At 35.9% G+C, this 22,314-nt stretch carries 21 protein-coding genes and 1 riboswitch; of the genes, 9 read left to right on the top strand and 12 right to left on the bottom strand.

Going from position 1 to position 22,314, the window contains the following annotated elements:
- Positions 1-253: 253 nt before the first annotated feature.
- Complete coding sequence (locus ACIQ7T_RS16065) at positions 254-1,858, top strand: ABC-F family ATP-binding cassette domain-containing protein (RefSeq protein WP_370081471.1); 1,605 nt, start codon at positions 254-256, stop codon at positions 1,856-1,858.
- Between the two features lie 90 nt (positions 1,859-1,948).
- Here the strand turns inward: ACIQ7T_RS16065 and ACIQ7T_RS16060 are convergent, their stop codons facing one another.
- Both ACIQ7T_RS16060 and ACIQ7T_RS16055 read right to left on the bottom strand, forming a co-directional pair.
- The gene (locus tag ACIQ7T_RS16060; protein WP_402871511.1) at positions 1,949-3,292 is read right to left on the bottom strand and encodes an MFS transporter; all 1,344 of its coding nucleotides are present in this window, start codon (positions 3,290-3,292) and stop codon (positions 1,949-1,951) included.
- Between the two features lie 20 nt (positions 3,293-3,312).
- Entirely contained in the window at positions 3,313-4,893 is a 1,581-nt protein-coding gene (locus ACIQ7T_RS16055) for an AMP-binding protein (protein WP_402871508.1), read from the bottom strand.
- Between the two features lie 169 nt (positions 4,894-5,062).
- Between ACIQ7T_RS16055 and ACIQ7T_RS16050 the strand changes: the two genes are divergently transcribed.
- Positions 5,063-5,671 carry a TetR/AcrR family transcriptional regulator gene (locus ACIQ7T_RS16050; RefSeq protein WP_370081477.1) on the top strand — a complete coding sequence of 203 codons (609 nt, stop codon included), beginning with the start codon at positions 5,063-5,065 and terminating at the stop codon, positions 5,669-5,671.
- A gap of 428 nt (positions 5,672-6,099) precedes the next feature.
- Here ACIQ7T_RS16050 and ACIQ7T_RS16045 read toward each other — a convergent pair whose 3' ends face one another.
- Positions 6,100-6,573 (bottom strand): DinB family protein, encoded by a 474-nt coding sequence (locus tag ACIQ7T_RS16045; protein WP_402871505.1) that lies wholly within the window; start codon positions 6,571-6,573, stop codon positions 6,100-6,102.
- A gap of 220 nt (positions 6,574-6,793) precedes the next feature.
- Here ACIQ7T_RS16045 and ACIQ7T_RS16040 point away from each other — a divergent pair, with 220 nt between their 5' ends.
- Together ACIQ7T_RS16040 and ACIQ7T_RS16035 are read left to right on the top strand one after the other, a co-directional pair.
- Positions 6,794-7,789: a S66 family peptidase gene (locus ACIQ7T_RS16040; RefSeq protein WP_402871502.1), complete on the top strand. Its 996-nt coding sequence runs from the start codon at positions 6,794-6,796 to the stop codon at positions 7,787-7,789.
- 314 nt (positions 7,790-8,103) lie between these two features.
- On the top strand, positions 8,104-8,907 hold the full coding sequence (locus ACIQ7T_RS16035) for a S1C family serine protease (RefSeq protein ID WP_402871499.1): 804 nt from the start codon (positions 8,104-8,106) through the stop codon (positions 8,905-8,907).
- Positions 8,908-9,163: 256 nt separating this feature from the next.
- Here the strand turns inward: ACIQ7T_RS16035 and ACIQ7T_RS16030 are convergent, their stop codons facing one another.
- Positions 9,164-9,364 carry a cold-shock protein gene (locus ACIQ7T_RS16030; protein WP_049665398.1) on the bottom strand — a complete coding sequence of 67 codons (201 nt, stop codon included), beginning with the start codon at positions 9,362-9,364 and terminating at the stop codon, positions 9,164-9,166.
- 225 nt (positions 9,365-9,589) lie between these two features.
- Entirely contained in the window at positions 9,590-9,871 is a 282-nt protein-coding gene (locus tag ACIQ7T_RS16025; protein ID WP_402871496.1) for a DUF1033 family protein, read from the bottom strand.
- A 127-nt stretch (positions 9,872-9,998) separates the two neighbouring features.
- Here ACIQ7T_RS16025 and ACIQ7T_RS16020 point away from each other — a divergent pair, with 127 nt between their 5' ends.
- Together ACIQ7T_RS16020 and ACIQ7T_RS16015 are read left to right on the top strand one after the other, a co-directional pair.
- Entirely contained in the window at positions 9,999-11,726 is a 1,728-nt protein-coding gene (locus ACIQ7T_RS16020; RefSeq protein ID WP_370081487.1) for a methyl-accepting chemotaxis protein, read from the top strand.
- A gap of 44 nt (positions 11,727-11,770) precedes the next feature.
- Entirely contained in the window at positions 11,771-12,052 is a 282-nt protein-coding gene (locus ACIQ7T_RS16015) for an acylphosphatase (protein WP_370081489.1), read from the top strand.
- 1,437 nt (positions 12,053-13,489) lie between these two features.
- On the opposite strand, the gene ACIQ7T_RS16010 is transcribed toward ACIQ7T_RS16015, so the two are convergent.
- From ACIQ7T_RS16010 to ACIQ7T_RS16000, 3 genes are all read right to left on the bottom strand, one after another.
- Positions 13,490-13,642, bottom strand: a complete 153-nt coding sequence (locus tag ACIQ7T_RS16010; RefSeq protein WP_370081491.1) for a hypothetical protein — start codon at positions 13,640-13,642, stop codon at positions 13,490-13,492.
- Positions 13,643-13,817: 175 nt separating this feature from the next.
- Positions 13,818-14,084 (bottom strand): hypothetical protein, encoded by a 267-nt coding sequence (locus ACIQ7T_RS16005; RefSeq protein ID WP_370081493.1) that lies wholly within the window; start codon positions 14,082-14,084, stop codon positions 13,818-13,820.
- Positions 14,085-14,549: 465 nt separating this feature from the next.
- Positions 14,550-14,906, bottom strand: coding sequence for a VOC family protein (locus ACIQ7T_RS16000; RefSeq protein ID WP_370081495.1), 357 nt, complete (start codon positions 14,904-14,906; stop codon positions 14,550-14,552).
- A gap of 652 nt (positions 14,907-15,558) precedes the next feature.
- Between ACIQ7T_RS16000 and ACIQ7T_RS15995 the strand changes: the two genes are divergently transcribed.
- From ACIQ7T_RS15995 to ACIQ7T_RS15985, 3 genes are all read left to right on the top strand, one after another.
- Positions 15,559-16,005, top strand: coding sequence for a DUF4362 domain-containing protein (locus ACIQ7T_RS15995; RefSeq protein WP_370081497.1), 447 nt, complete (start codon positions 15,559-15,561; stop codon positions 16,003-16,005).
- Between the two features lie 584 nt (positions 16,006-16,589).
- The gene (locus tag ACIQ7T_RS15990; RefSeq protein WP_370081499.1) at positions 16,590-17,240 is read left to right on the top strand and encodes a 5-bromo-4-chloroindolyl phosphate hydrolysis family protein; all 651 of its coding nucleotides are present in this window, start codon (positions 16,590-16,592) and stop codon (positions 17,238-17,240) included.
- Positions 17,237-18,304: a toxic anion resistance protein gene (locus tag ACIQ7T_RS15985; RefSeq protein WP_370081501.1), complete on the top strand. Its 1,068-nt coding sequence runs from the start codon at positions 17,237-17,239 to the stop codon at positions 18,302-18,304. The genes ACIQ7T_RS15990 and ACIQ7T_RS15985 overlap by 4 nt, the downstream gene beginning before the upstream one ends.
- A 57-nt stretch (positions 18,305-18,361) precedes the next feature.
- On the opposite strand, the gene ACIQ7T_RS15980 is transcribed toward ACIQ7T_RS15985, so the two are convergent.
- The 4 genes from ACIQ7T_RS15980 to ACIQ7T_RS15965 form a co-directional block, all read right to left on the bottom strand.
- Positions 18,362-18,559: a DUF6501 family protein gene (locus ACIQ7T_RS15980; RefSeq protein WP_402871488.1), complete on the bottom strand. Its 198-nt coding sequence runs from the start codon at positions 18,557-18,559 to the stop codon at positions 18,362-18,364.
- Positions 18,560-18,867: 308 nt separating this feature from the next.
- Positions 18,868-19,599 carry an amino acid ABC transporter ATP-binding protein gene (locus ACIQ7T_RS15975; RefSeq protein ID WP_402871485.1) on the bottom strand — a complete coding sequence of 244 codons (732 nt, stop codon included), beginning with the start codon at positions 19,597-19,599 and terminating at the stop codon, positions 18,868-18,870.
- A gap of 12 nt (positions 19,600-19,611) precedes the next feature.
- Positions 19,612-20,337 (bottom strand): amino acid ABC transporter permease, encoded by a 726-nt coding sequence (locus ACIQ7T_RS15970; protein WP_402871482.1) that lies wholly within the window; start codon positions 20,335-20,337, stop codon positions 19,612-19,614.
- Positions 20,338-20,508: 171 nt separating this feature from the next.
- Positions 20,509-21,375, bottom strand: coding sequence for a transporter substrate-binding domain-containing protein (locus ACIQ7T_RS15965; protein WP_402871479.1), 867 nt, complete (start codon positions 21,373-21,375; stop codon positions 20,509-20,511).
- 117 nt (positions 21,376-21,492) lie between these two features.
- Positions 21,493-21,679: riboswitch (Lysine riboswitch) on the bottom strand.
- Positions 21,680-22,314: the final 635 nt, after the last annotated feature.

Genomic DNA, 22,314 nt, shown 5'->3' with positions numbered 1-22,314 from the left:
TTTCAATAAAATATTAAAAGGTAATAAATTAGGGATAAATCAATTTCATTTACTTACTGTTCTTTCCCCTAGAAACGTTTAAAACCTTACTTTGTTGTCGATACGTATTTCCGAATCGCATTATCCCCCCTCCCCTATTCCACTCAAACACCTGACAACCCATAAACGTTAAACGTTGATTTAATAATGTTTATAGACTCTGGTACATATTTCATGATATACTAGTGCCATTGTGAAAAAAGGAGGAACTTGCATGATTCAAGTAAGTAATGTAGGTCTTCGCTATGGCGATCGTAAACTATTTGAAGACGTAAATATAAAATTCACACCGGGGAATTGCTACGGTTTAATCGGGGCAAATGGTGCTGGTAAATCAACTTTTTTAAAAATCCTTTCTGGTGAAATTGAAGCACAGGAAGGTCACGTATCAATGGGTAAGGACGAACGTTTATCAGTCCTTAAACAAAACCACTTTGAATACGATGAATTCAATGTATTAGATACAGTAGTTATGGGGAACAAACGTCTTTGGGAAGTAAAAGCTGAAAAAGACGCTATCTACGCAAAAGAAGACTTTTCTGATGAGGATGGCATGCGTGCTGCTGAATTAGAAGGTGAATTCGCTGACCTAAATGGTTGGGAAGCTGACTCAGAAGCAGCAACATTATTAAACGGTTTAGGGATTGGCGACGAGCTTCACTATATGCTAATGGCTGACCTTGAAGGTTCTGACAAAGTCAAAGTATTATTAGCACAAGCTCTATTTGGTAAACCAGACGTTCTATTACTAGATGAGCCTACCAACCACCTTGACTTAAAAGCAATCCAATGGTTAGAAGAATTCTTAATTAACTTTGAAAATACGGTTATTGTCGTATCCCATGACCGTCACTTCTTAAACAAAGTATGTACACATATTGCTGACCTTGATTTCTCTAAAATCCAATTATATGTTGGTAACTATGACTTCTGGTATGAGTCTAGCCAATTAGCACAAAAAATGATGGCAGACCAAAACAAGAAGAAAGAAGAAAAGATTAAAGAGCTACAAGCATTCGTTGCTCGTTTCTCTGCGAACGCTTCAAAATCAAGCCAAGCGACTTCTCGTAAAAAAATGCTGGATAAAATCGAGCTTGACGACATTAAACCTTCTAGCCGTAAATATCCATTCATCAACTTCCAAACTGGACGTGAAATCGGTAATGATGTGTTAACAGTGGATGGCCTTACAGCAAGCAATGAAGGCGAAACACTATTTAAAGATATTCGCTTTTCAATGAACAAAGAAGATAAAATCATTTTACTTGGTAATCCAATGGCAAAAACGGCTCTTCTTGATATTCTTATGGACGAAAGAAAAGCAGATGCTGGTACGTTCAAATGGGGCGTAACAACTTCTCAAAGCTACTTTGAAAATGATCACGATAAATACTTCGAAGGTTCAGAGAAATCATTAGTGGAATGGTTACGCCAATATTCTCCTGATGATGAAACTGAAAGCTTCTTACGCGGATTCCTAGGTCGTATGCTATTCTCTGGTGAAGAAGTGAAAAAATCTCCTTCAGTTTTATCAGGGGGCGAAAAAGTTCGTTGTATGCTGTCAAAAATGATGCTTGCAACAGCAAACGTTATTTTACTGGATGAGCCTACGAACCACCTTGACCTTGAGTCAATCCAAGCACTAAACGAAGGACTTATGCGCTTCAAAGGTGCGATGCTTTTCACATCTCATGACCATCAGTTCATCCAAACAATTGCAAACCGTGTGATCGAAATCCGTGAAGACGGCACAATTTTAGATAAACTATTAACTTATGATGAATTCCTAGAGTGGAAAGATAGCCAAGGCTTAAACTAATGAACAAAACAGGGTTCTCCTATTCAAAAAGGAGAACCCTGTTATTTTATTAATGAGTCTAGCTATTAGGCGCACTTGTAATGTTAACTATTACTTTGACGTAGTTGTCATTGCTACTTCCACTTGAGCATCTGACATGCGTTCATGTTCTTGTACCTTCTCGGCAGTTTCTTCATATTGTGAGATCATCCGTGTATCTGGTGAAAATACTGCAAGTAGCAGTGATAACAATAGCCCCGCCATCATTAATCCACCAAATAAATACGGGGATGCCCCGTATTCTGTTGCTAAAGATGTCCATAGCATTGGTCCAAATCCGACGATTGCCGCAGCGATTTGATAGCCAAAGGATAGCCCCGTATAGCGAACATTCGCTGGGAATAATTCAGAGAAAAACGTACCTTGAGTCGCGAAAATGGCTGCCCATACGACACCAAGTAAAATGACTTGCAACATAAAGAAATAAGTTGAATTGATTGGAATCAATACGAAATATGGAATCGCTAACAGTAACATTGTGATAAGGCCACCAATATAAATTTTCTTTCGACCTATAAAATCTGAAAAATATCCAACAATGGGCATTGTTACAATCATTGTTGCACAGCTTAATGTTAGTGCAAACAATGCGACATCCCTTGTGTAGCCAATATACGTAGTTGCATACACTAAAATAAATGACATTAAAAACACATTAAAGAATCCATCCCCTATTTTTAATCCTATAATGCGGAAAATATCTTTTTTGTTATATTTGAAGACTTGGACAATTGGTAATTTAGCTAATTCACCATTGTCTTTTTTACGTTTAAATTCAGGTGTTTCTTCGATTCCGCTTCGAATCCATATAGCCAGTACTATTAAAACTGCGCTAAATAGAAATGGTAAACGCCAACCCCATGCCATAAATTGAGCTTCTGTCGTTAATGAAGAAATAAGTGTAAAACTAAATGTTCCTAAAACTAAACCGATTGGTACACCAAGCTGTGGAATAGAACCAAAAAAGCCACGTACCCCTTTTGTAGCCGATTCAGTAGCTAGTAACACGGCACCTCCCCATTCACCACCAAGTGCAATCCCTTGAATAAGTCGCAAAATTACTAAAAGCGTTGGTGCGAGTAATCCCACTTGTGCATATGTAGGTAATAAACCTATCAAAAAAGAACTACCGCCCATTCCTATTAAAGTAAGCATAAGCGAGGCTTTCCTTCCGACACGATCACCCATATGTCCAAAAATTAAACTTCCAATTGGACGAGCTGCATATCCAGCTCCAAACGTAGCAAATGCAATTAAAATCGAGATTGCCGGATTAGTCGAAGGGAAAAAAAGCGTTGTAAAAACTAATCCCGTTGCAGTACCATACAAATAAAAATCGTACCATTCAATGACTGATCCTGCTAAACTTGCTAATAATATCTTCACATTTTTCATAGAATCCCTTCTCTCTACATTCAATTTTTTATGTCATTCACTTCAACTAAAAATGCGTTACGTAAAACATGCTTTTGAATTTTTCCAACAGGAGTACGTGGAAAATCAGTCACAAATTCAATACTATCTGGCACTTTAAATTTCGCGAGGCGTTCCCGACAATGTGCAATCAATACCTCTTCACTTATAGTAGCGCCAGCTTGTAAAATAACATACGCTTTAATAGCTTCATCACGCATGTCATCAGGTACACCAATGACGGCTGCTTCAAATACTAATGGATGCTCTGTTAATACACTCTCCACTTCATTCGCTGCCACATTTTCACCTGAGCGTTTAATCATATCCTTTATTCGATCAACGAAATAGAAATAACCATCTTCATCAATTCGTGCGTTATCTCCAGTTAGTATCCAGTTATCTTTGATAGTGTCGTTTGTCGCTTGCTTGTTTTTAAAGTAGCCTTTCATTAAGGTTCTTCCTGGTATCCCTTTAACGGCAATTTGACCAATCTCCCCTTGATTTACAGGAATTCCATGTTCATCTACAAGCTGAACCTCATAACCAATGCTTGGTCTACCAATGCTCATATTTTTCTGTATTCCAAATAGAGGATTTATCAGTGGAATCCCCACTGTTTCGGTCAAACCGTACAGTTGCAATAACTTCACATCAAATTGCTCCTCAAACTGGACTAATTGGCGTTCTGCAACTGTCTGTGCAAAAAGGACAAGTCGTAAAGGATTATCCTTCGCCTCTTTTTCGTAATCTTTTGCTAAAATCATACGAATAGGAGCAGCAAATAAAGAACCAACTGTTCCGCCTAATGCCTTTGCTTGTTTAAAATAACGTGAAGCACTAAATTTCTCAGTAACTGCAATGCTTGCCCCTACCACGATGGCTGACATCGTTGAATAGTATTGGGCATTCCCATGGAAAAGCGGTAAGACAATAAATGTTCGATCTTCAGGTGTTAAAGCTATTGAACGAGCCATTAACTCACCCGTGTAAATATAATTGGCATGTGTCACTTGAACGCCTTTAGGTCTTGATGTTGTTCCAGATGTATAAAGCAATGCCACAATATCTTCTGACGAAACTGTTGGGAAATGTACATTGTTATCACTTGCATTTTTAATGAGCTCTGAGAAATATAAGATACCTTCAGAGCTATTTTGTTGTCTCGTAATAATAATATTTTGTATAGTCGGTATTTTAGACTTAATACTGACAAACTTTTCGACATAGTCCTCTTCAGTAATAATGAGGACAGCTTCAGAATGAGAAATAATATATTCCATTTCATCTGCTGGTGATAAAATGTTAGTTGGCACCATAATGCCCCCAATTTCTGCTAAAGCAAACCATGCTGTGAAAAATTCCATATTGTTTGGTAAATGTAACACAACATGATCCCCTTTTTTGATACCAAGCTTAAGAAGTGCATTACTTAAGCGAATAACCTCCTGATAAAAATCCCCATAATTTTTTTCAAAATAGTTTCCCTTACTATCCTCAAATCGAATAAAACTTTTTTCAGGTTGTTGCTCTATTCTCTCCCTTATAACAGAGCGCAATGTTCTATTCCCAATTAAATCCATGTTATCCCCCCTCTTTAACTGTTTCATAGACTATAGTCTGTATATTAATCGGCAAAACAATTATTTGTCAATATTTTTTTCTAACAATTCTGAAAATAATATAATTACATGAACGAGTATTATGCTAAAGTTAAATAGAATATCTCGTGGGAAATAGGTGATGCAGAAAATGAAAAAGACACGAAAACAGCAGGCTCAAGAAACGAAAAAACATATCTATTTAACAGCACTTAAATTGTTCGAAACGAAAGGCTTTGATCAAGTAACGGTTGATGAAATTGTGCAAAAAAGCAAAAGCTCAAAAGGTGCTTTTTATGGTCATTTCTCTTCTAAATACGATATTTTCTTAGAAAAATTTAAAGAAATTGATCACTTTTACGAGGAATTTACAGCAACACTGCCTGCCAATCTTTGCTTCAAGGAAAAGGTCATCTCATTAATTGATGCACAAATGAAATATTTAAAAGATGATTTAGGAATGGATTTAATGCGTTCTGTTTACAAAAGTGGCTTAATTGAAAACGAAGAAAATTTCTTTTCCAATTCTGAACGAGAATTGTATAAAATTTTAAACTCATTTATACAAAAGGCTATTAAAGATGGAGAATTATCTGCACAAATAAATATTCAACAAACCGTAATTTACATTAGTCGTTGTATGCGAGGTTCATTATATGACTGGTTAGTCTTTGGAAAAGATTTTGATTTATTACAAGAAAGCAAAGGCTTTATTGCAATATTTTTAGATGGTTTGTTAACTAAGGTGAAATCCAATTAAAAATAAGTAGCCTATAAAAAGCTACCTATTCTACTTCAAAGCAAAAATAGGCATTTCCTATTCACTTTCAAATTAGATTGGCCTATTTTCTCGTTATATTTAATTGTTCTTCATTCTCACAAACTATCTTTTTATAGAAAATTTTTCTGTCGCGAAAGTGCAGCGGCAGCGGAGCGGAACGACAGCGACAATAATTTTTAAGGAGCTAGCTACAGTTTTAAGATATATCGAGAACTTTTGATTGTTTATTGACCAACTTTTTTAATTTATCACCCAACTTTCGAAAAATATCGATATCTACCTTCAAGCGACACTATTTGCATCACTTAAGACATAAGCATATTTTCAAGGCAAAATAAAAAAAAGCGCGAGAAAATTGATTTCTCGCGCTTAAGGTTTTGAACAGTTTTGTCCCAGCCTATTTACGTTTACTTTTGCATTTCCTTTGTTGGCCCCAATACGCCTGGTACTGGTAAACCGGCTTGACGTAGGAGCACCGTCATTTGTCCACGGTGATGTGTTTGATGATCGACCATTACACGTAATAATGCACCTCTAGCTATTGGTCCAGTGAATCCTTTTACTTCCTCCAGCAAGTCTTCATTTGATAGCTTTGCCGCTTCCTCTTTCACACTATTTGCTACATTTTCATAAGCAGCTACAATTTCAGCAGCTGTAGATGGAACTGGATCTTCTTGTCGAGTCATTGGCACTTTTAAACCTGCTAAATAACTGAAATAACCAGCAGCTCCAACTAAATGCCAACCTAACCAACCTAGTGAGCTATGACCTTCCACTATGCTTTGCTCTAGCTTGTCATCTGTTATAGCTTTTAATACTTGAAGAGTACCTTGTGCTGATGCTGACCACTCATTTAAAAAGTCATCTACATGACGATACATTTAAACGCCCCCATTTCATAAATTCATATCTATCATATTAAATTCTAAACTCTCTTACAAGTTTCTAGCATAAAGTTTACATAATATTATTATTTTCAGCTCTGTTATAACTATTCATTTCAGTTACTTTTTACATCTCTTTCGTCAAAACAAGTATACGACTCTTTAAATTGTAAAATCATGTATAATAGCTTTTATCTTAAATTGAAAGAGGTATTTTATGTTTTCCCCATTAAAAAGAGGCGATACCATTGGCATTTACTCGCCTTCCAAACCAGCTACAACTATTGCAAAGACTCGCTATGAACGAGGCAAGGAACGTCTGCAAGCACTCGGCTTTACTATACAAGAAGGCTCGTTAACTGGAAGAGAAGATTTTTATCGCTCCGGTACACCGAAAGAACGTGCAGCAGAGCTAAATGCCCTACTTCGTGATCCCCACATCAAAATGATCTTACCAACTATGGGTGGTACTAACGCCAATAGTCTGCTGCCCTATCTAGACTACGAAGCATTTAAGCAGAATCCAAAAATACTTATAGGATTGTCTGATGTGACCGCTATACTCCTTGCAATGTATGCAAAGACTGGAGTTCCTGTCTTTTATGGACCTTCTGTTGCTTCTACATTTGGTGAATTTCCACCTTTTGTCCATTATACGGAGCAATATTTTAAAGATTTGTTTTTACATTCATTATCAATTCCCTATACCATGCCAATCCCACCTATTTGGACAGATGACCGGCTAAACTGGTTAGAAAAAACAACTGAAAAAACTCAACATCATAATTCATGGATTACCGTACAACCTGGCATTGCTGAAGGTCGTTTAATAGGTGGAAATATAAATACGATGTACGGCTTCATTGGAACACCTTACTTCCCTCACGTTAATGAAGGAGATATCTTACTTCTTGAAGATACTTCTAAAACAATTGCGGTTGTTGAGAAAAACTTTGCTATGTTAAAGCTACACGGCATTTTCGACAAAGCTTCTGCAATTATTTTAGGTAAACATGAACAATATGATGATTTAGGAACCGGAAGAAAGCCTTATGATGTGTTGCTAGAGCAGCTAGATGGACGTACTATACCTATTATCGCTGATGTTGATTGCTGTCACACTCATCCCCTGCATGCTATGCCCATCGGTTTACGTGTACGTGTCAATGCAACTAGCAAAGAGATTACCTTTCTAGAAACCTGGTTTTCATAACATTCGTATAACCTATATACTTCGCGTATAATGAAGACAAATAGTTGAAGTAGTCTAAGTATGAACCATAATTAAACTACGACATCAATCACTACTGGAGTTACTGTCTATTATGATGTTATTCAGCTAACACACTCAGAGGATAATGGCGTCAACGCAATATTTTGTTAAAATATTGACCTTATCGTATAAATATACAATGATGACAACTGATTAGGACCTTTCGTCATTTCCTCGACCCTAAAAAATTGAATAAGAATTACTTTACAGGTGTCCTACTTGGGCGCTTTTCATTTTGGGTAAGGAGGGTTTTTATGAATGATATACATAGATCAACAACAGATGAAGAATTGACAGAAGAAGAATTGATTGAGCTTGTCCTCGCTGAACAACAAAAGGCATTGGCACAAGAAGAACAACTGCAAGGAAAAAAGCCTAAAAAACAAAAACCGATTGTCAAATGGATTGTCTGGAGTATGGCATTTGTGTTGTTTTTGAATACATTTGCACTTATCTTTCAAATATACTCCATTCCAGCTCTTGAATTTTTGAAGGTGTCTGCTCGGCTATCAGCGGAAGAAGATATAAAAACCTATAAAAAAGCTGTTGTAGAGATATCTACAGGTTCTAGTAAAGGCACTGGTTTTTCAATTTCTTCAGATGGACTTATCGTAACCAATGCACACGTAGTAGAAGATGCTCAATCATTATTCGTCATTTTCCCTGAGGAAGGTTTAATGGGTGCCAAGTTACTGCAAAGCTTCCCGGACGTAGATTTAGCATTATTACAAGTAACGGGTGATGAGTTACCTTCCCTCTCACTCGCTGAAAATCCTACCTATAGCAAAAATGAGCATGTCTATTTCATTGGTAATCCACTAGCGTTTACAGGCATCGCAAATGAAGGTACTTTACTGGAATCAACACACCTTGAGGATTGGCAGGAGCCTGTTATGATGATGAAAGCCCCTGTTTATCGGGGAAATAGTGGCAGTCCTGTCATTAATGCTGCTGGTGAAGTTATCGGAATCGTCTTTGCAACGGCGAAAAATGATCCATATGGTCGTGTCGGTTTGTTTATACCTGTTGAAGTGCTTCAACGCATATTAAGTAAATAATTCCCCTAAAAGATGCTTGTCCTCATGAATGAGACGAGCTCTTACTTTTGTTTACATAATAAAATTATTTTTTTATTTGTACAGAATTGAGAAACTTGATTTTTGATCTGCATGAATGGTAGGATCTACACTCTTTCATATACCAAGTCACTAATAATCATATGTTGTAACTCTCAAATGTTCGAAGCATAAAAAAAAGGCATCCTATATCAATAGGATGCCTTAATTTAACGAAAGTAATTTTAATTACTGAGAATTAAAGTTTAGTTACGTTAGCAGCTTGTGGTCCGCGGTTGCCATCTACAACTTCGAATTCCACTTTTTGACCTTCGTCAAGAGTTTTGAAACCTTCGCCACCGATAGCTGAGAAGTGTACGAATACGTCGTTTTCGCCTTCTACTTCGATGAATCCAAAACCTTTTTCTGAGTTAAACCATTTTACTGTACCTTGTTTCATTTAAGAAAACCTCCAAAAAATAAAAGTGAACAATATGTAATTTCTTCAGCGAATGAAAAAAATTCACATATTACAAAGAGTACCGAACTAACGCGATCACTTTTTGTAATATGTGAATTCATGTTACCGGTGAAGCAATTAAATTGTTAACCTAAGTATAACCGCCATTCATAATTTTGTCAAATAAAGAAAAAATATTTTTTTTAAAATGTCAAAATTTTATTTCTATGACTCAGATCTCAAAGCGATAATACCGTGATAAATTTGTACATCATCATCACAGGCTTCGCAAAAAACACTTTCATCCTCTGACCAGAATGCCCAAAACCCCTCTTCTTTCGTTGCCTCATTGTCATATGTTAAACGGAAGTGCTTTAGTTTTCTTTGTAAGGCTTCCTCAAATTGCTCCTCCGATTCAAATGTTTCATTTGTTTGAATAAAAGCCTCCCAGCCTTCAAACTTCCACCAAGGCTCATAATCAGCTTTCATGTAAATGATTGTATACATATTTGCCACATTCCCTGCTGTAATAAGATATTTTCATTTTAGCAAACACATTTGAAATGTCTATTAAAACACTCTGTCTTATGGTACTATTACCTTATTATTCATAATTTTTGGAGGTATTTTTTTTATGTTTTCAAGTATTCGACCTAAGGCCGAACTCGATGAATTATTAAAGCGTGGTACAAATTTAAATGCTACAGGTCGTTTTAATAAAACACTTGCATTTAACCATTTCAATACTCAAGATGAAGAGAATTTAAAAACTCTCTACAATAAATTAAAAGATATCACGCCGTCGATGAATGCAATTTTTAATAACTATTTAAGAGAAATCTCTCTTTCCTCTCAGCTAACGATTAGTGAAGAAAATATTAATCGATACTTAACTCAATTTTTCCTAGCTACTCGTGATGATGAATATGTGGATGAAACCGTTAAATTTTTCAATTTGTTCAGAAAGAATCAATATGAGCCGGGTAAGTTAATCGTCGTCTTCAATCAATTTGCATTTTATATTACTACATACATTTTACATAATTTTGGTTTAAAACCTAATAAGGCATTTGAATATATGAAATCTTTCCAATCAGCTGTTAACGTTGACCAGGAATTACTCATCGAAGTGTTAACAGAACGTACTATTGAAAATGTTGTCGCTGAAATTTCCTCTTTAATGGATGTCAACGCAAAAATCATGTATATGAAAGATTTAGTATTTAGCTTAGATAAACAAAACGAAGAAATCCAGTCTTCTACCGCAGCAACTGAAGAAATTGCCGCTTCTATTAACGAGGTTGCTCGAATGTCTTCTCGTATTTCTGAAAAAACAACTGAATCTGTTGATCATGCTGTACAAGGAAAAAATGCAATTGAGCATGCCCTTTCTGAAATCTTTAAAACAGAAGAAACATTTACATCAATTGTTGAATCCTTTTCAGAATTACAAAAGCGGGTAAATGATATTGAAAATGTTGTAACGTTAATAAACCAAATTGCCGATCAAACGAATTTACTTGCTTTGAACGCTTCTATTGAGGCTGCACGAGCAGGTGAACATGGTAAAGGCTTCGCCGTAGTTGCGCAGGAAGTTCGAAAGCTTGCTGAAGGAACGGTATCAGCGCTAAGTGAAGTAACTGCAAATGTACATCATTTAAAGAGCTATTCAAACGATGTGTCAAACTCAATAACAGAAACGACTGAAATTATTAAAGATGCAACTGTAGAGGCTAAAGAATCGTTACCATTATTAAATGCGATAGTTAGTGCCATTGAAGGTATTAATCTGGATGTCACAAATACAGCTGCGATATCACAGGAACAGGCTGCAGCTATTGATGAAGTATCAGCAAGAATGATTGAGATTTCTAACCTTCAAGATGACATTCGCGAATATAGTCATAACACATCTAGTGATATTCATTCATTAGGGAAAGAAATTAATCGTTTCCGCAATGATATTATTGAGAATAATAATGTTCAGCTTTCGTCCATTGCACTTTTACAATTATCAAAGGCCGATCATATTTTATGGAAATGGCGAATTTATAATATGTTCCTCGGTCTTGAAAATGTCGAACCAAGTGATGTTTCTTCACATACAGACTGCCGTCTTGGTAAATGGTATACATCTGCTCGCACCGTAGAACGTTTCGGACACTTACAGGAGTACCGTGAATTAGACGCCTATCATTTACGTGTTCATGAATCGGCGAAGTTAGCAGCGGTGGCTTATAAGGCTGGGAATATTCAGCAGGCAGAAGTTCATTTAAAAGAAGTAGATCAAGCTTCTAAGCAAGTTCTCTATTTTATCAATAATCTAATTGCATATTTAGAAAAAGAACGTGTAATGCACTAAGCACCAAGGGGGTTTTCCCCTCTTAACTAGTAGGAGGTGTTAGCTTGAACAAGCGAGCGCTAATTAAATTTTTCGGTGATGTTTACGGGACTGGCTATCGTTTTTTCATTAAACAGAAAGCGATTGAGCTAGGATTAAAAGGATACTGTCAACTAAATAATCAAGATCAAATTGAGGTTGAAGTAGAAGGATCAAAAAAAGCGATAGATGAATTCTTAGTATTCGTTCAAAAGGGTGTTAGCCCTCAAGCAGATTCCAATTCATTTACTTTAGAGCTTTTTGATGATTTAAAAGGTTATACACGCATGGAGTCAGACATTGTTTAGTCTGGCTCCTCTTTTTTGTATTGTTGTAATACTAAAGTTTATCAAGCTTTTCGTCTATTTTTAACATTGAATGAATACGGTTTATCTAAAATGACGTTGCTGGGGGCAAAATTATATTTTATTAATTTGGATTGGGAATACCCTTCCGTAGCAAATGCAAATAATTTTAATGTATCTTGAATTTCTAAAGTGGCTGCTCACACCATTCCACTGTTCTTATGCCAACTTTTATGAGTGATTTCATTATTTTTATCTATTAAATGAATGAGTCGTTGCCTATTGGACAACTATTCATTGAACTATTTGTGCAGATAAACTATCAACATTGTTATTACTTTCTAGCACTACTTTTTCTAAGTACGTGTTGTGTTTGTTGCAGCATGTTCTCATTCCTCTTTTCATCTATGTTTTATTTAGTTGCTACCGCATTTAAAAGTAATTGTTTGTTGTGATCAGACATTACACGCCATTCTTTAACCGTTACTTTCATTTGCCCTCACATCCTTTCAAATGTATACTTCCAAACACTGTATGCAATCATTGGCGCATGTAGGACACTTCCGTATTGATTAATAACAGGTGGTATTTCATAATGCGCTATTTTTATTAAAAAAGGTGTTCACCCATCATGGCGAGCATGGATTGCTTTGACCGGTTAACCAGCCCTTAATATAGATGAGTTCAGTCAATCGAATCATGCGAGTACACGCTCCGTGCGAAGTTGCAATTATTCACACACTTAAATAGAAAAGTAATCGAAAACGTACATGCTTGGATGAGCAAAAATGTATATTGTTATTTTGACATTTACAGTAATAATTAATTTTGTCCGACTTCTTTCACATAGGTTTTCTTATACTCGGGAGAAATGAAAACAGATTCCATATTATAACTATTATTTCTATTTTAGTCACATTCGCCATTCTAGCAAATTATCTATTTTAGATCTACTAATTTAACCGTTATAAAACGACCAGTCGTTCCCTATGCTTTTGTTCCCTACTACTCATAATTCTACTCGCAAAATCCACTCAATATATCCTCCGTTGGACTTTGTCTGCACAATAAAAAGCCACACCTTGTTAGATGTGACTAAGGATGTTATTCGTTTGGATCCGCGGGTATTTGCTTTGCTTCCGCGAGTATTCGCCTTGCTTCCGCGAGTATTTGCCTTGCTTTCGCGGGTATTCGCCTTGCTTCCGCGAGTATTCACCTTGCTTTCGCGGGTTTTCGCTCTGCTTCCGCGAGTATTGCTTTGCTCCGCGAGTATTCGCTCTGCTTCCGCGAGTTTTTACCTTACTTCCGCGAGTATTCGCCTTGCTTCGCTCCGCGGGTATTTACCTTGCTTTCGCAGGTATTGCTTCGCTCCGCCAGTAATTTATAGTTACCTGCATAAAAAAAGCCACAACCATAATGAGTGTGACCTTGAAGTCCTGATTATAATTCTTCTAAATAGATTGTAACTGTAATACTTCTTGGACTGTAAGTAAAAGCTCTTTCACTTACTGCCCTGTAATTATCATCAATATTAACTACATCACCAACGTTCGGAATCAGAGCTGATAGAGAGTTGTTGATGTCATACGTCATAATTACATCTCCGTTTTGTTCACAAAAACTGATTGTAATCTGTTCTAAATTTCCTCTCATTTTTGGCACCACCTTCCACACTAATCATAGAATACATGGAACGAAATGTCATCACCAGAAATATAAAGCGTAATAAAAAGCCACAACAAATTAAATGTGACTTGATATCAATATTCTATTTAGTCGTTAATGTCTCTATGGTTTTACTGTTATTACAGGTAAGACATTTAGCTTTAAATTTTATACTCGTTGAAAGTAACTGTAACTTACTTAAGTCGTTTGTCAACTTTTCTATTTCAACTAAACCTTCACTTTGCAAATTACTAATTTCCAACTCAAGTTGTTTTAATGATTTTTGAATTAATTCTATTTCTTCCTTGTATTTCTCTAACATTATTTTAGTATCAATGAGCTCAATCTTATTGTTTGTGTTTTTTTGCATATGGTAGACTCTCCCTTTTTACCTATGAAGTCATCTTTATGGCGCAATCTTTGTTACGTGAGAAATTGAAAAACACCTTAGGACATGAAAAAATTTTAACAATTGGATTTAATTAACACTATTATAAAGTTGTTTAACATATTTAACAATGTTATTTTTCATTCAAATGAAAATCAATTATACCTAGGCAAAATTGCCGCTGACGCTTCGCTTTCGCACAGAAAACATTTGCCACTGACCCTTAGCTTTCGCGCAGATAAACAATGTTGTACGGGATTGGCTTTATGATTAGGCCAACACGATGCAGGTCAGTTTGCCGTTATCGCATGGATGTGATGATTTAGGCTAACATCCTTTATTAGCTCCTTTCCGATTGCCTTGATTTTCTTTCGCTACATAAAACACTGTTAAAAAGCCACACCTTGTTAGATGTGACTTCCTGAAATATTTTAATCTATATATTATCTAAATAAATTGTAAATACTCTAAGACATTCCCGAAAGGATCTCTGAAGCTAATAACTTTTCCAGGAGGACAATCCACCGGCTCATCTGTAATGAACTCAACATTATGATATTTTAACTTATTGACTGTTTGATGAATGTCCTCTGTCTTTAAAGCTAAAACCACACCTAAAGTATCTTTTGGAATGGATTTAGAGTTTTTCGCTTCTTCTAAAACTAAAGGTAAATCTCCGTGAACAAGTGTCACGATTTTGGGTCCGTATTGTTTGTTTACCTCAAAACCTAAAACAGTCGTATAGAAATCAATTGCTTTTTCAATGTTAGGTACATAGATGCTGATCACACAAACTTGACTCATAATTCATCCCCCTATTATTCCTGTAATTACCTTTTAGGTATATAAAAAACAATAGAATATATGGTAATATTTTTCAACTCTTAAGACAAATTCAGCGGTTTCGACCATGTCCAAACCATCCAATTCATATGCACTAAAAGTTAATTCTAATAACGTGCTTTTATTTTCCCATTACATTTCTTCCTTCATTGAATAAAAAAGCCTTCCACAATTAATGCAGAAGGGCAATGGCAAAATTTTATTTACGAAAAGCTCGTCTCTCAGCATATTCAACACATAAATAACACACCTTAATTTTTTTGTTCTTCTCATTTCTGTAATTTCGTAAATCTGGTGCTTTGCGTTTACAAAAATAACATGCATTATTAGGGATTTTTGGTGAACTAGTTTTGAATTGTTCTTTAATTTTAATTAATATCGATTTCATAAAGCTATTCCCCTTTCACTTCTATTTTTCGACAAAAGGAAGGGATTTCCTCTTATTGTTGACATATGTTTTACTAATTGCATAACCTTAGCTCAATAAATATTTTAACCGCCCCACTATAATTCACGTTACTATTTGAAACGGTGTCTTTTTTATTTTGACTGATACGGGTATGGAACATTTTTTTATGAACAAACGACTAAATACATGAAGGGGTGTATAGCCATGAAAAAGCTAACCGTTTTATTTTTTATACTTTTAATTGCTGGTTGCGATCGTGTAAATAGCTCGACTGATATTGATATGAATGTTAATGATGAACCTTCACCTTACATTTCAACTCCAGAAGATATTGTAGACACGCATGGTGAAATAAAAAATCTAGAAAGGTTTGAAGATTTTTTCCGTAATGTACAACTAGGGAAAGAAGATAGTATTAGAGTGGTTAAATATACTATAGAAGGTGACCCAATACTTCATGAACTTAAGTACGATGGGAAAATAATAAAATCAACGTATGACAGCCGCAGAGATCAATTTGGTCAAGGAAGTATCATTCATTCAGCATGCTCTTTAATTGATACCGCTGAAACGAATGAAAGTACAAATTATCTTCTTAGAGACTGTGAGCCTCCAATAGAAAATAGCTCTATTTTAGTAATTGAAAAATAGGTGTGTTTTTTAACGAATTTACCGAAAGAATTCTACTTCCTCAAGCAGGTGGATGGGACGACTCTTTCGACAGAACAATTAAAACATTTTCAATCTAATGAATGACTTAAAATTAACGAGTATCACTACTCAGCGTATTTTGAGAATAAAATCTCGAATACGCTTTTTAATTTTATAAAATAATTTTAACGCTCATGTCGAGGAATCAACAACAGACGAAAAAACAATACTAATGTTTAACCTATTAAGAGAGAAAAAATTGACGAACAACGTGTGAAGCAATTCGCGAATTACTATAATTTTGAATACAATATATATAATGAAATCGATTAATCCAAATAAGCCTTTTATTACTTACCCGAGTAATAGATGAAACAGCAATGCCGGAAACTTAGTTCGATTTCTTATTCGTCTGTCCCCTTTTCTTTCTAATAAGTAAAGGATTTTCTTGTTCTTAAGTAATATCATTGAGAAACTTTACAAATAGCAGTAAAATTTATGTAAGGATTATTATTTCATTGAAACTTTATGTCGATTATTTCGTATAAGAATATAGACATATTTAAATGCTAGGAGGAAGAAACATGCTCAGTGTCGGACAGTTTTTCTCTAGACATACCGCTAGCTTCTTAATTTCTCTCACAACTGTTTCTATCACAGCAATTGCGGCAAGTCCAGGATACTTCCTTGGTGGTTTATTATTTGCTGGAACATACGCGTCGAGTACGGCGTTGTTGAAATATAGACAGAAAAAGAAGTTCATGCAAATAGCAGGTATAACAAAAGAAGAATACAAACATATTGATACACAACTTACAGCAGCCAATAAAAATATTCAAACATTAAGTCAAAACTACTTACGTGTACGTTCTGTTTCTGCATTTAAGCAATTACTTGAAATGACACGTATTTCAAAAAATATCGTGAAAGTAGTTAAAACAGATCCACGAAAATTTTATAATGTTGAACAATTTTTTTATGCACATCTCCCTTCCGCTGTCGAATTAACGGATAAATATACGATGTTATCGAGACAGCCTGTGAAGGACAAGGAAATCCAAATTACATTATCGAAAACAAGAGAAACACTTACAGATTTAAATGATACGATTCAAATTGATTTAAAGGATGCGCTTTCCAACGATATTGACCATCTTCAAATGGAGATCGAATTTGCGAATCGTTCCAATTTAAGACGAAAAGAACAATTGGAGTGGCGAGGCGATGATAAATGACAGCAAATGATCACGCATTTCAACTAAATACAATACAAGGTCTTTCCCCACTTGTGCAAACTTATTTAGAAACAACTCCAAATAATGAGGCGATGGCGACGTATGATACGCTATCGCCTCTTGCACAAAGTCGTGCACTTCTATACGCTAGTCAGCTTGATCTAACAAACTTCGAGTCAGTCCTGTCTTTAGGGCAGGATTCACAGCGATCCCTTTCTCAATTTGCTGATCGAATGCTTGCACAAGTAAAACAAAAAGACGTCACAAAAATTGGCCAAATGTTAGACTCATTAATGCAAACGTTAGACCGTGTGGACCCTAACGCATTAGAACCAAAAAAGCAGTCCTTTTTTAAAAAAATGTTTGGTAAAATTGGGCCAACTGTTAAGCAAACATTAACGGAGTTTGAACGTATTAGTATCCAAGTAGAACGCATTGGTGTTCAGCTCGAACGTGCACAGCTTCAAATGATAAGAGATGTGGAAATGTTAGAAGGACTTTATTCACATAATCGAGGATTCTTTGAGGAGTTAGCGACTGCTATTGCAGCCGGACAAATGAAGAAGCAGCAAGCCATTGAAGTTGAGCTTCCTGAAAAAGTGACTAGTGTACAAGCAACGAAACAGCCACTAGCTATCCAACAGCTTAATGATTTTGCCGCTCAAATCGAACGTCTAGATCAACGTATTTATGACTTACAAGTATCGCAGCAAGTTGCCTTACAAACTGCGCCACAAATCCGGATGATTCAGCAGTCTAATCAATCGTTAGCGGAAAAAATTGAATTTTCAATTGTTACCCTTATTCCGCTTTGGAAAAATCAGTTGGCCATGATGTTATCTATGCATATGGATCATCACTACGCGCAGCTAGAAGAAAGATTATCTCGTACAAATGATCGATTTACGAGTCCTTCCTTTGAACAGCAAGTATCGAAATTCAAAGAAACACAACATGAGCTGAAGACAGCTATCAAAGACGTCTTCGCCCTTCATACAGCTACAGAACAGGAAAAACAGCAATTACAGGATGTAGCTGACTTGAAGACCTTTAAGAAGGAATGATTCCTTTTTTCCAACAAAGAAGGGTGGCTCAGAAAAATCTGAACCACCCTTTGATTTTTATTCGAAATAATCTTTATAGTAGCCACCGATATTACCAGTGTTATCGATAATAAAAATGAATTCTTCTGTTTCATTTCTCACATCATATTGTTTCCCTACTGTTAATACGTTTGAAACTAAATATTTTGATGCATTAGTATGCTTACAAGTAACTGTGCGTACTGTTGGAGCATCTTTCCATTTTAAATGTAACATAATCTCTCTACCTCTCTTTACTAGCACGAAGCTAATGTCTACTGCTTATTTTATAATATTTTTGAACTTTTGTGGAGAAAAAAACCATAGAAGATCATATTTTCTCCATAACTATCGTTTTTTAACCATATCCATAATAAAAATTTTTACTTCGAGGTGTTTCTATGAGCTTTGGTAGTGTACCGCAATGGTTTTTTATCCTAGCCGTTGCATTTGCAATTTGCTTTATTTTATACGCAGAATGGAATTCTAGAAAATAAGTGAGCCCATTAATTTGGACTCACTTTTTTTGTTATTGTAATCGAACGTTATTTTAATGTTCGTTTTAAAAACTCTTTTGTCCGTTCATTCTGAGGGTTTACTAATACCTGTGATGGTGGTCCTTCCTCTACAATTACACCTTTATCCATAAATACGACGCGATCCGCTACTTCTTTGGCAAATTCCATTTCATGTGTAACAATTAACATCGTATTCCCGGCATCCGCTAGCTGGCGCATTACCTTCAACACTTCACCGACCATCTCTGGATCCAGTGCTGACGTCGGTTCATCAAACAGCATTACATCTGGGCTCATTGACAATGCTCGTGCAATCGCTACACGCTGTTTTTGACCGCCAGATAGTTGTCGTGGCTTGGCATTGACGTATTGATCCATACCAACAATCTGCAAATATTTTAAAGCAACTTTGTCGGCTTCTGCCTTTGAACGCTTTAATACTTTCATTTGACCAACTGTACAGTTTTTTAGCACATTATGATTGTTGAATAAGTTAAATTGCTGGAATACCATACCTAAATGTGTACGGTATTCTTGGATATTATGCTTTTCATCTAAAATGTTTTCACCTTTGTAAATAATTTGACCACCACTTGGTGTTTCCAGTAAATTAATGCAGCGTAGTAATGTTGATTTACCTGATCCAGAAGAACCGATTAAGCAGACAACCTCACCTTTTTCTACTTGGAAATTTACATCCTTTAACACTTGGTTACGACCAAATGATTTACTTAAATGCTCTATTTTAATAATTGTCACTTGTTCGTCCCCCTATACTGCTTCTTTCTGTTCTTTTTGGTAGGCATCTGGTCCGTCCAGTCGTTTTTCAATATACAGTAAGATTCTCGATGCTGTGAATGTCATGATGAAATAAAGGACACAAGCTATAAAGAAGGATTCAAAATAGCGGAAGTTATTACCCGCGATCGATTTTGTTTGGAAGAACAATTCCGTAACCCCGATAACGTTTAATACTGCTGTATCTTTAATATTCATAATTAATTGGTTACCTGTTGCAGGCAATATATTTCGCGCAACTTGTGGTAATACAACATGTAGCATAATTTGAAAATGGTTCATACCAATTGCCGATGCAGCCTCGTACTGCCCTTTATCAATGGATACAATACCACCGCGAACAATTTCAGTCATATAAGCACCTGTGTTTAATGAAACAACTAAAATACCTGCCGTAATAAAGTGCATATCAATGCCAAATGCAATATCTAATCCGAAAAATACAACCATTGCTTGTACAATCATTGGTGTACCACGGAAAAATTCGACATAGCATGTTAGTATAAAATTAATGAGCTTTAAGCTATAGAACTTTACACCTTTTTTACGAACCTTAATGGTATGCATAATTCCGATGAAAAATCCGATAAGTGCACCAATAATTGTACTACTAATAGAAATAAGTAATGTATAATACGCACCTCGTAAAAACATTTGCCAGTTGTTCTCAACAATAGAAATAATCCAATCAAAACTCATGATGTTCCTCCTAACAACGTCGTGTTGCTTGTTCGTTACAGTATCCTGTCTTGGATGGAGCCTTTGTTTCTTTTATTTTATGAAACTTTTAGCTCAGACATTATTATTATTTAGAAAGATTATAAATTGTAATGAGATGGCACGGACTAGCAGATAGCCCGTGCCATCATGTTATTGTGCTGCTGGTTGTTGGTGAATGGCTTCTTCCATAATTTTTTGGCGATCATCTTCAGAAATACCTTTTAAGATCTCATTGATTTTTTCAAGATTTGCATCGCCTTTACGTAAACCAACTGCAATGGATGTATTTGAAATATCTGTTTTGAAGCCTTTTTCAAACTTCACATACGCGAACTTATCATTTGCAGCAGCAGCTGAAATACCTTCTGGACGTTCAGCTACATAGCCGTCAATTTTTCCAGCTTCTAATGCAACGCGCATTGCTGGGAAGTTATCCATTGCAGTTTGTTTTTTTACATCTTTGATTTGATCGATAACATTGTAGTTAGATGTATTTAATTGTGATGTAATTTTAGCACCAGAGAAATCTTGGATAGAAGTTGCTTTTTCATATTTACTGCCTTTTTTTATGACCATAACAAAATCAGATGTATAGTAGTTTTCAGTGAAGTCAACTGTTTGCTTACGCTCTTTAGTAGGTGACATACCAGCAATGATTGCATCGATTTTATTGGACTGTAGTGCTGGTACTAAGCCATCCCATTCCAATTTTACGATAACTAATTCTTTTCCTAAGCCCTCAGCGATTTTTTTCGCCATTTGCACATCATAACCACCCGCATATTCTGCATTATCCGCAATTTTTACTGCGCCATTTGCATCACCCTGCTGTGTCCAGTTAAACGGAGCATAACCAGCTTCCATCCCAATACGGAATTGGCCGCCGCCTTCTTCCGTACTCGTCTTGTTACCGTCATTACTAGATGACGTCGTAGCCTTTTTGTCACCAGCACCACAAGCTGCTAGCAAAATTGCAGTCATGACGGTCAACATTAATACCAACCATTTTCTTTTCATGTAAATCTCCCCTTTTCTGTAAAAAAATAAGACAACTGTACCAAAAAAGACCTAAGTTCTGAACTTAGGTCTTATCTTTTTTAACAGTTGCCCAAATCCTCACTATAATTCCAAACATTCCGAGATAGCACAACCTAGTAAACCTGGAAAGTAATTTACTAGGACAGTCCTGCACTTATTCACTGCAGACCCAGCATAAAAGTACGAGCTCCTTTTATACTTCGGCGATAGTTCCTTCTCCATTGCGTCTTCGTTTGCTTGTACTCAACAATGAACTAATAAATACCGCGCCTCTACCTCACAATAGGATAAATGTGAGGTTTGTATATTTAATTGATATTAAGATACTACTATAAAGTTAATGTGTTCGTCAAGATAATTTTATTACTTTTCTGATTAATTACAATATTAGGGTTTTTTATCCTTTTAATGCCTTATATACACTTTTGCAAAGTTGAAAATAATTAAGACTGTCGCATTGCCGAAAGAATCCGTAAAGTCGCCTATGCTTCTTTATACGAACTTTACCCAATTTATATACTTGGATGCAGTTATAATAATGTAAATGAAAAGCCGATTCTTTGGAAAATCCGTATTGCTACGAATACTTTTTCCGTCACTTTAGCTCTTCTATCCGTCGATTCGTTTTCTTACCGTCGCTCTGGCTTTTCTTTCCGTCGATTCAGCTTTTCTTTCCGTCGCTATGAATGCTTTATCCGTCACTTTAGCTCTTCTATCCATCGATTCGTTCTCTTTCCGTCGCTTTGGCTTTTCTTTCCGTCACCTTGGTTCTTCTATCCGTCGCTATGAATACTTTTTCCGTCACTTTAGCTCTTCTATCCATCGATTCGTTTTCTTACCGTCGCTCTGGCTTTTCTTTCCGTCGATTCAGCTTTTCTTTCCGTCGCTATGAATGCTTTATCCGTCACTTTAGCTCTT

The sequence above is a fragment of the Lysinibacillus sp. NPDC096212 genome, from assembly GCF_044763105.1.
GTDB lineage: Bacteria > Bacillota > Bacilli > Bacillales_A > Planococcaceae > Lysinibacillus.
Note: the sequence above shows the minus strand (reverse complement) of the source record. Positions and strands in the feature narration are given on the sequence as shown.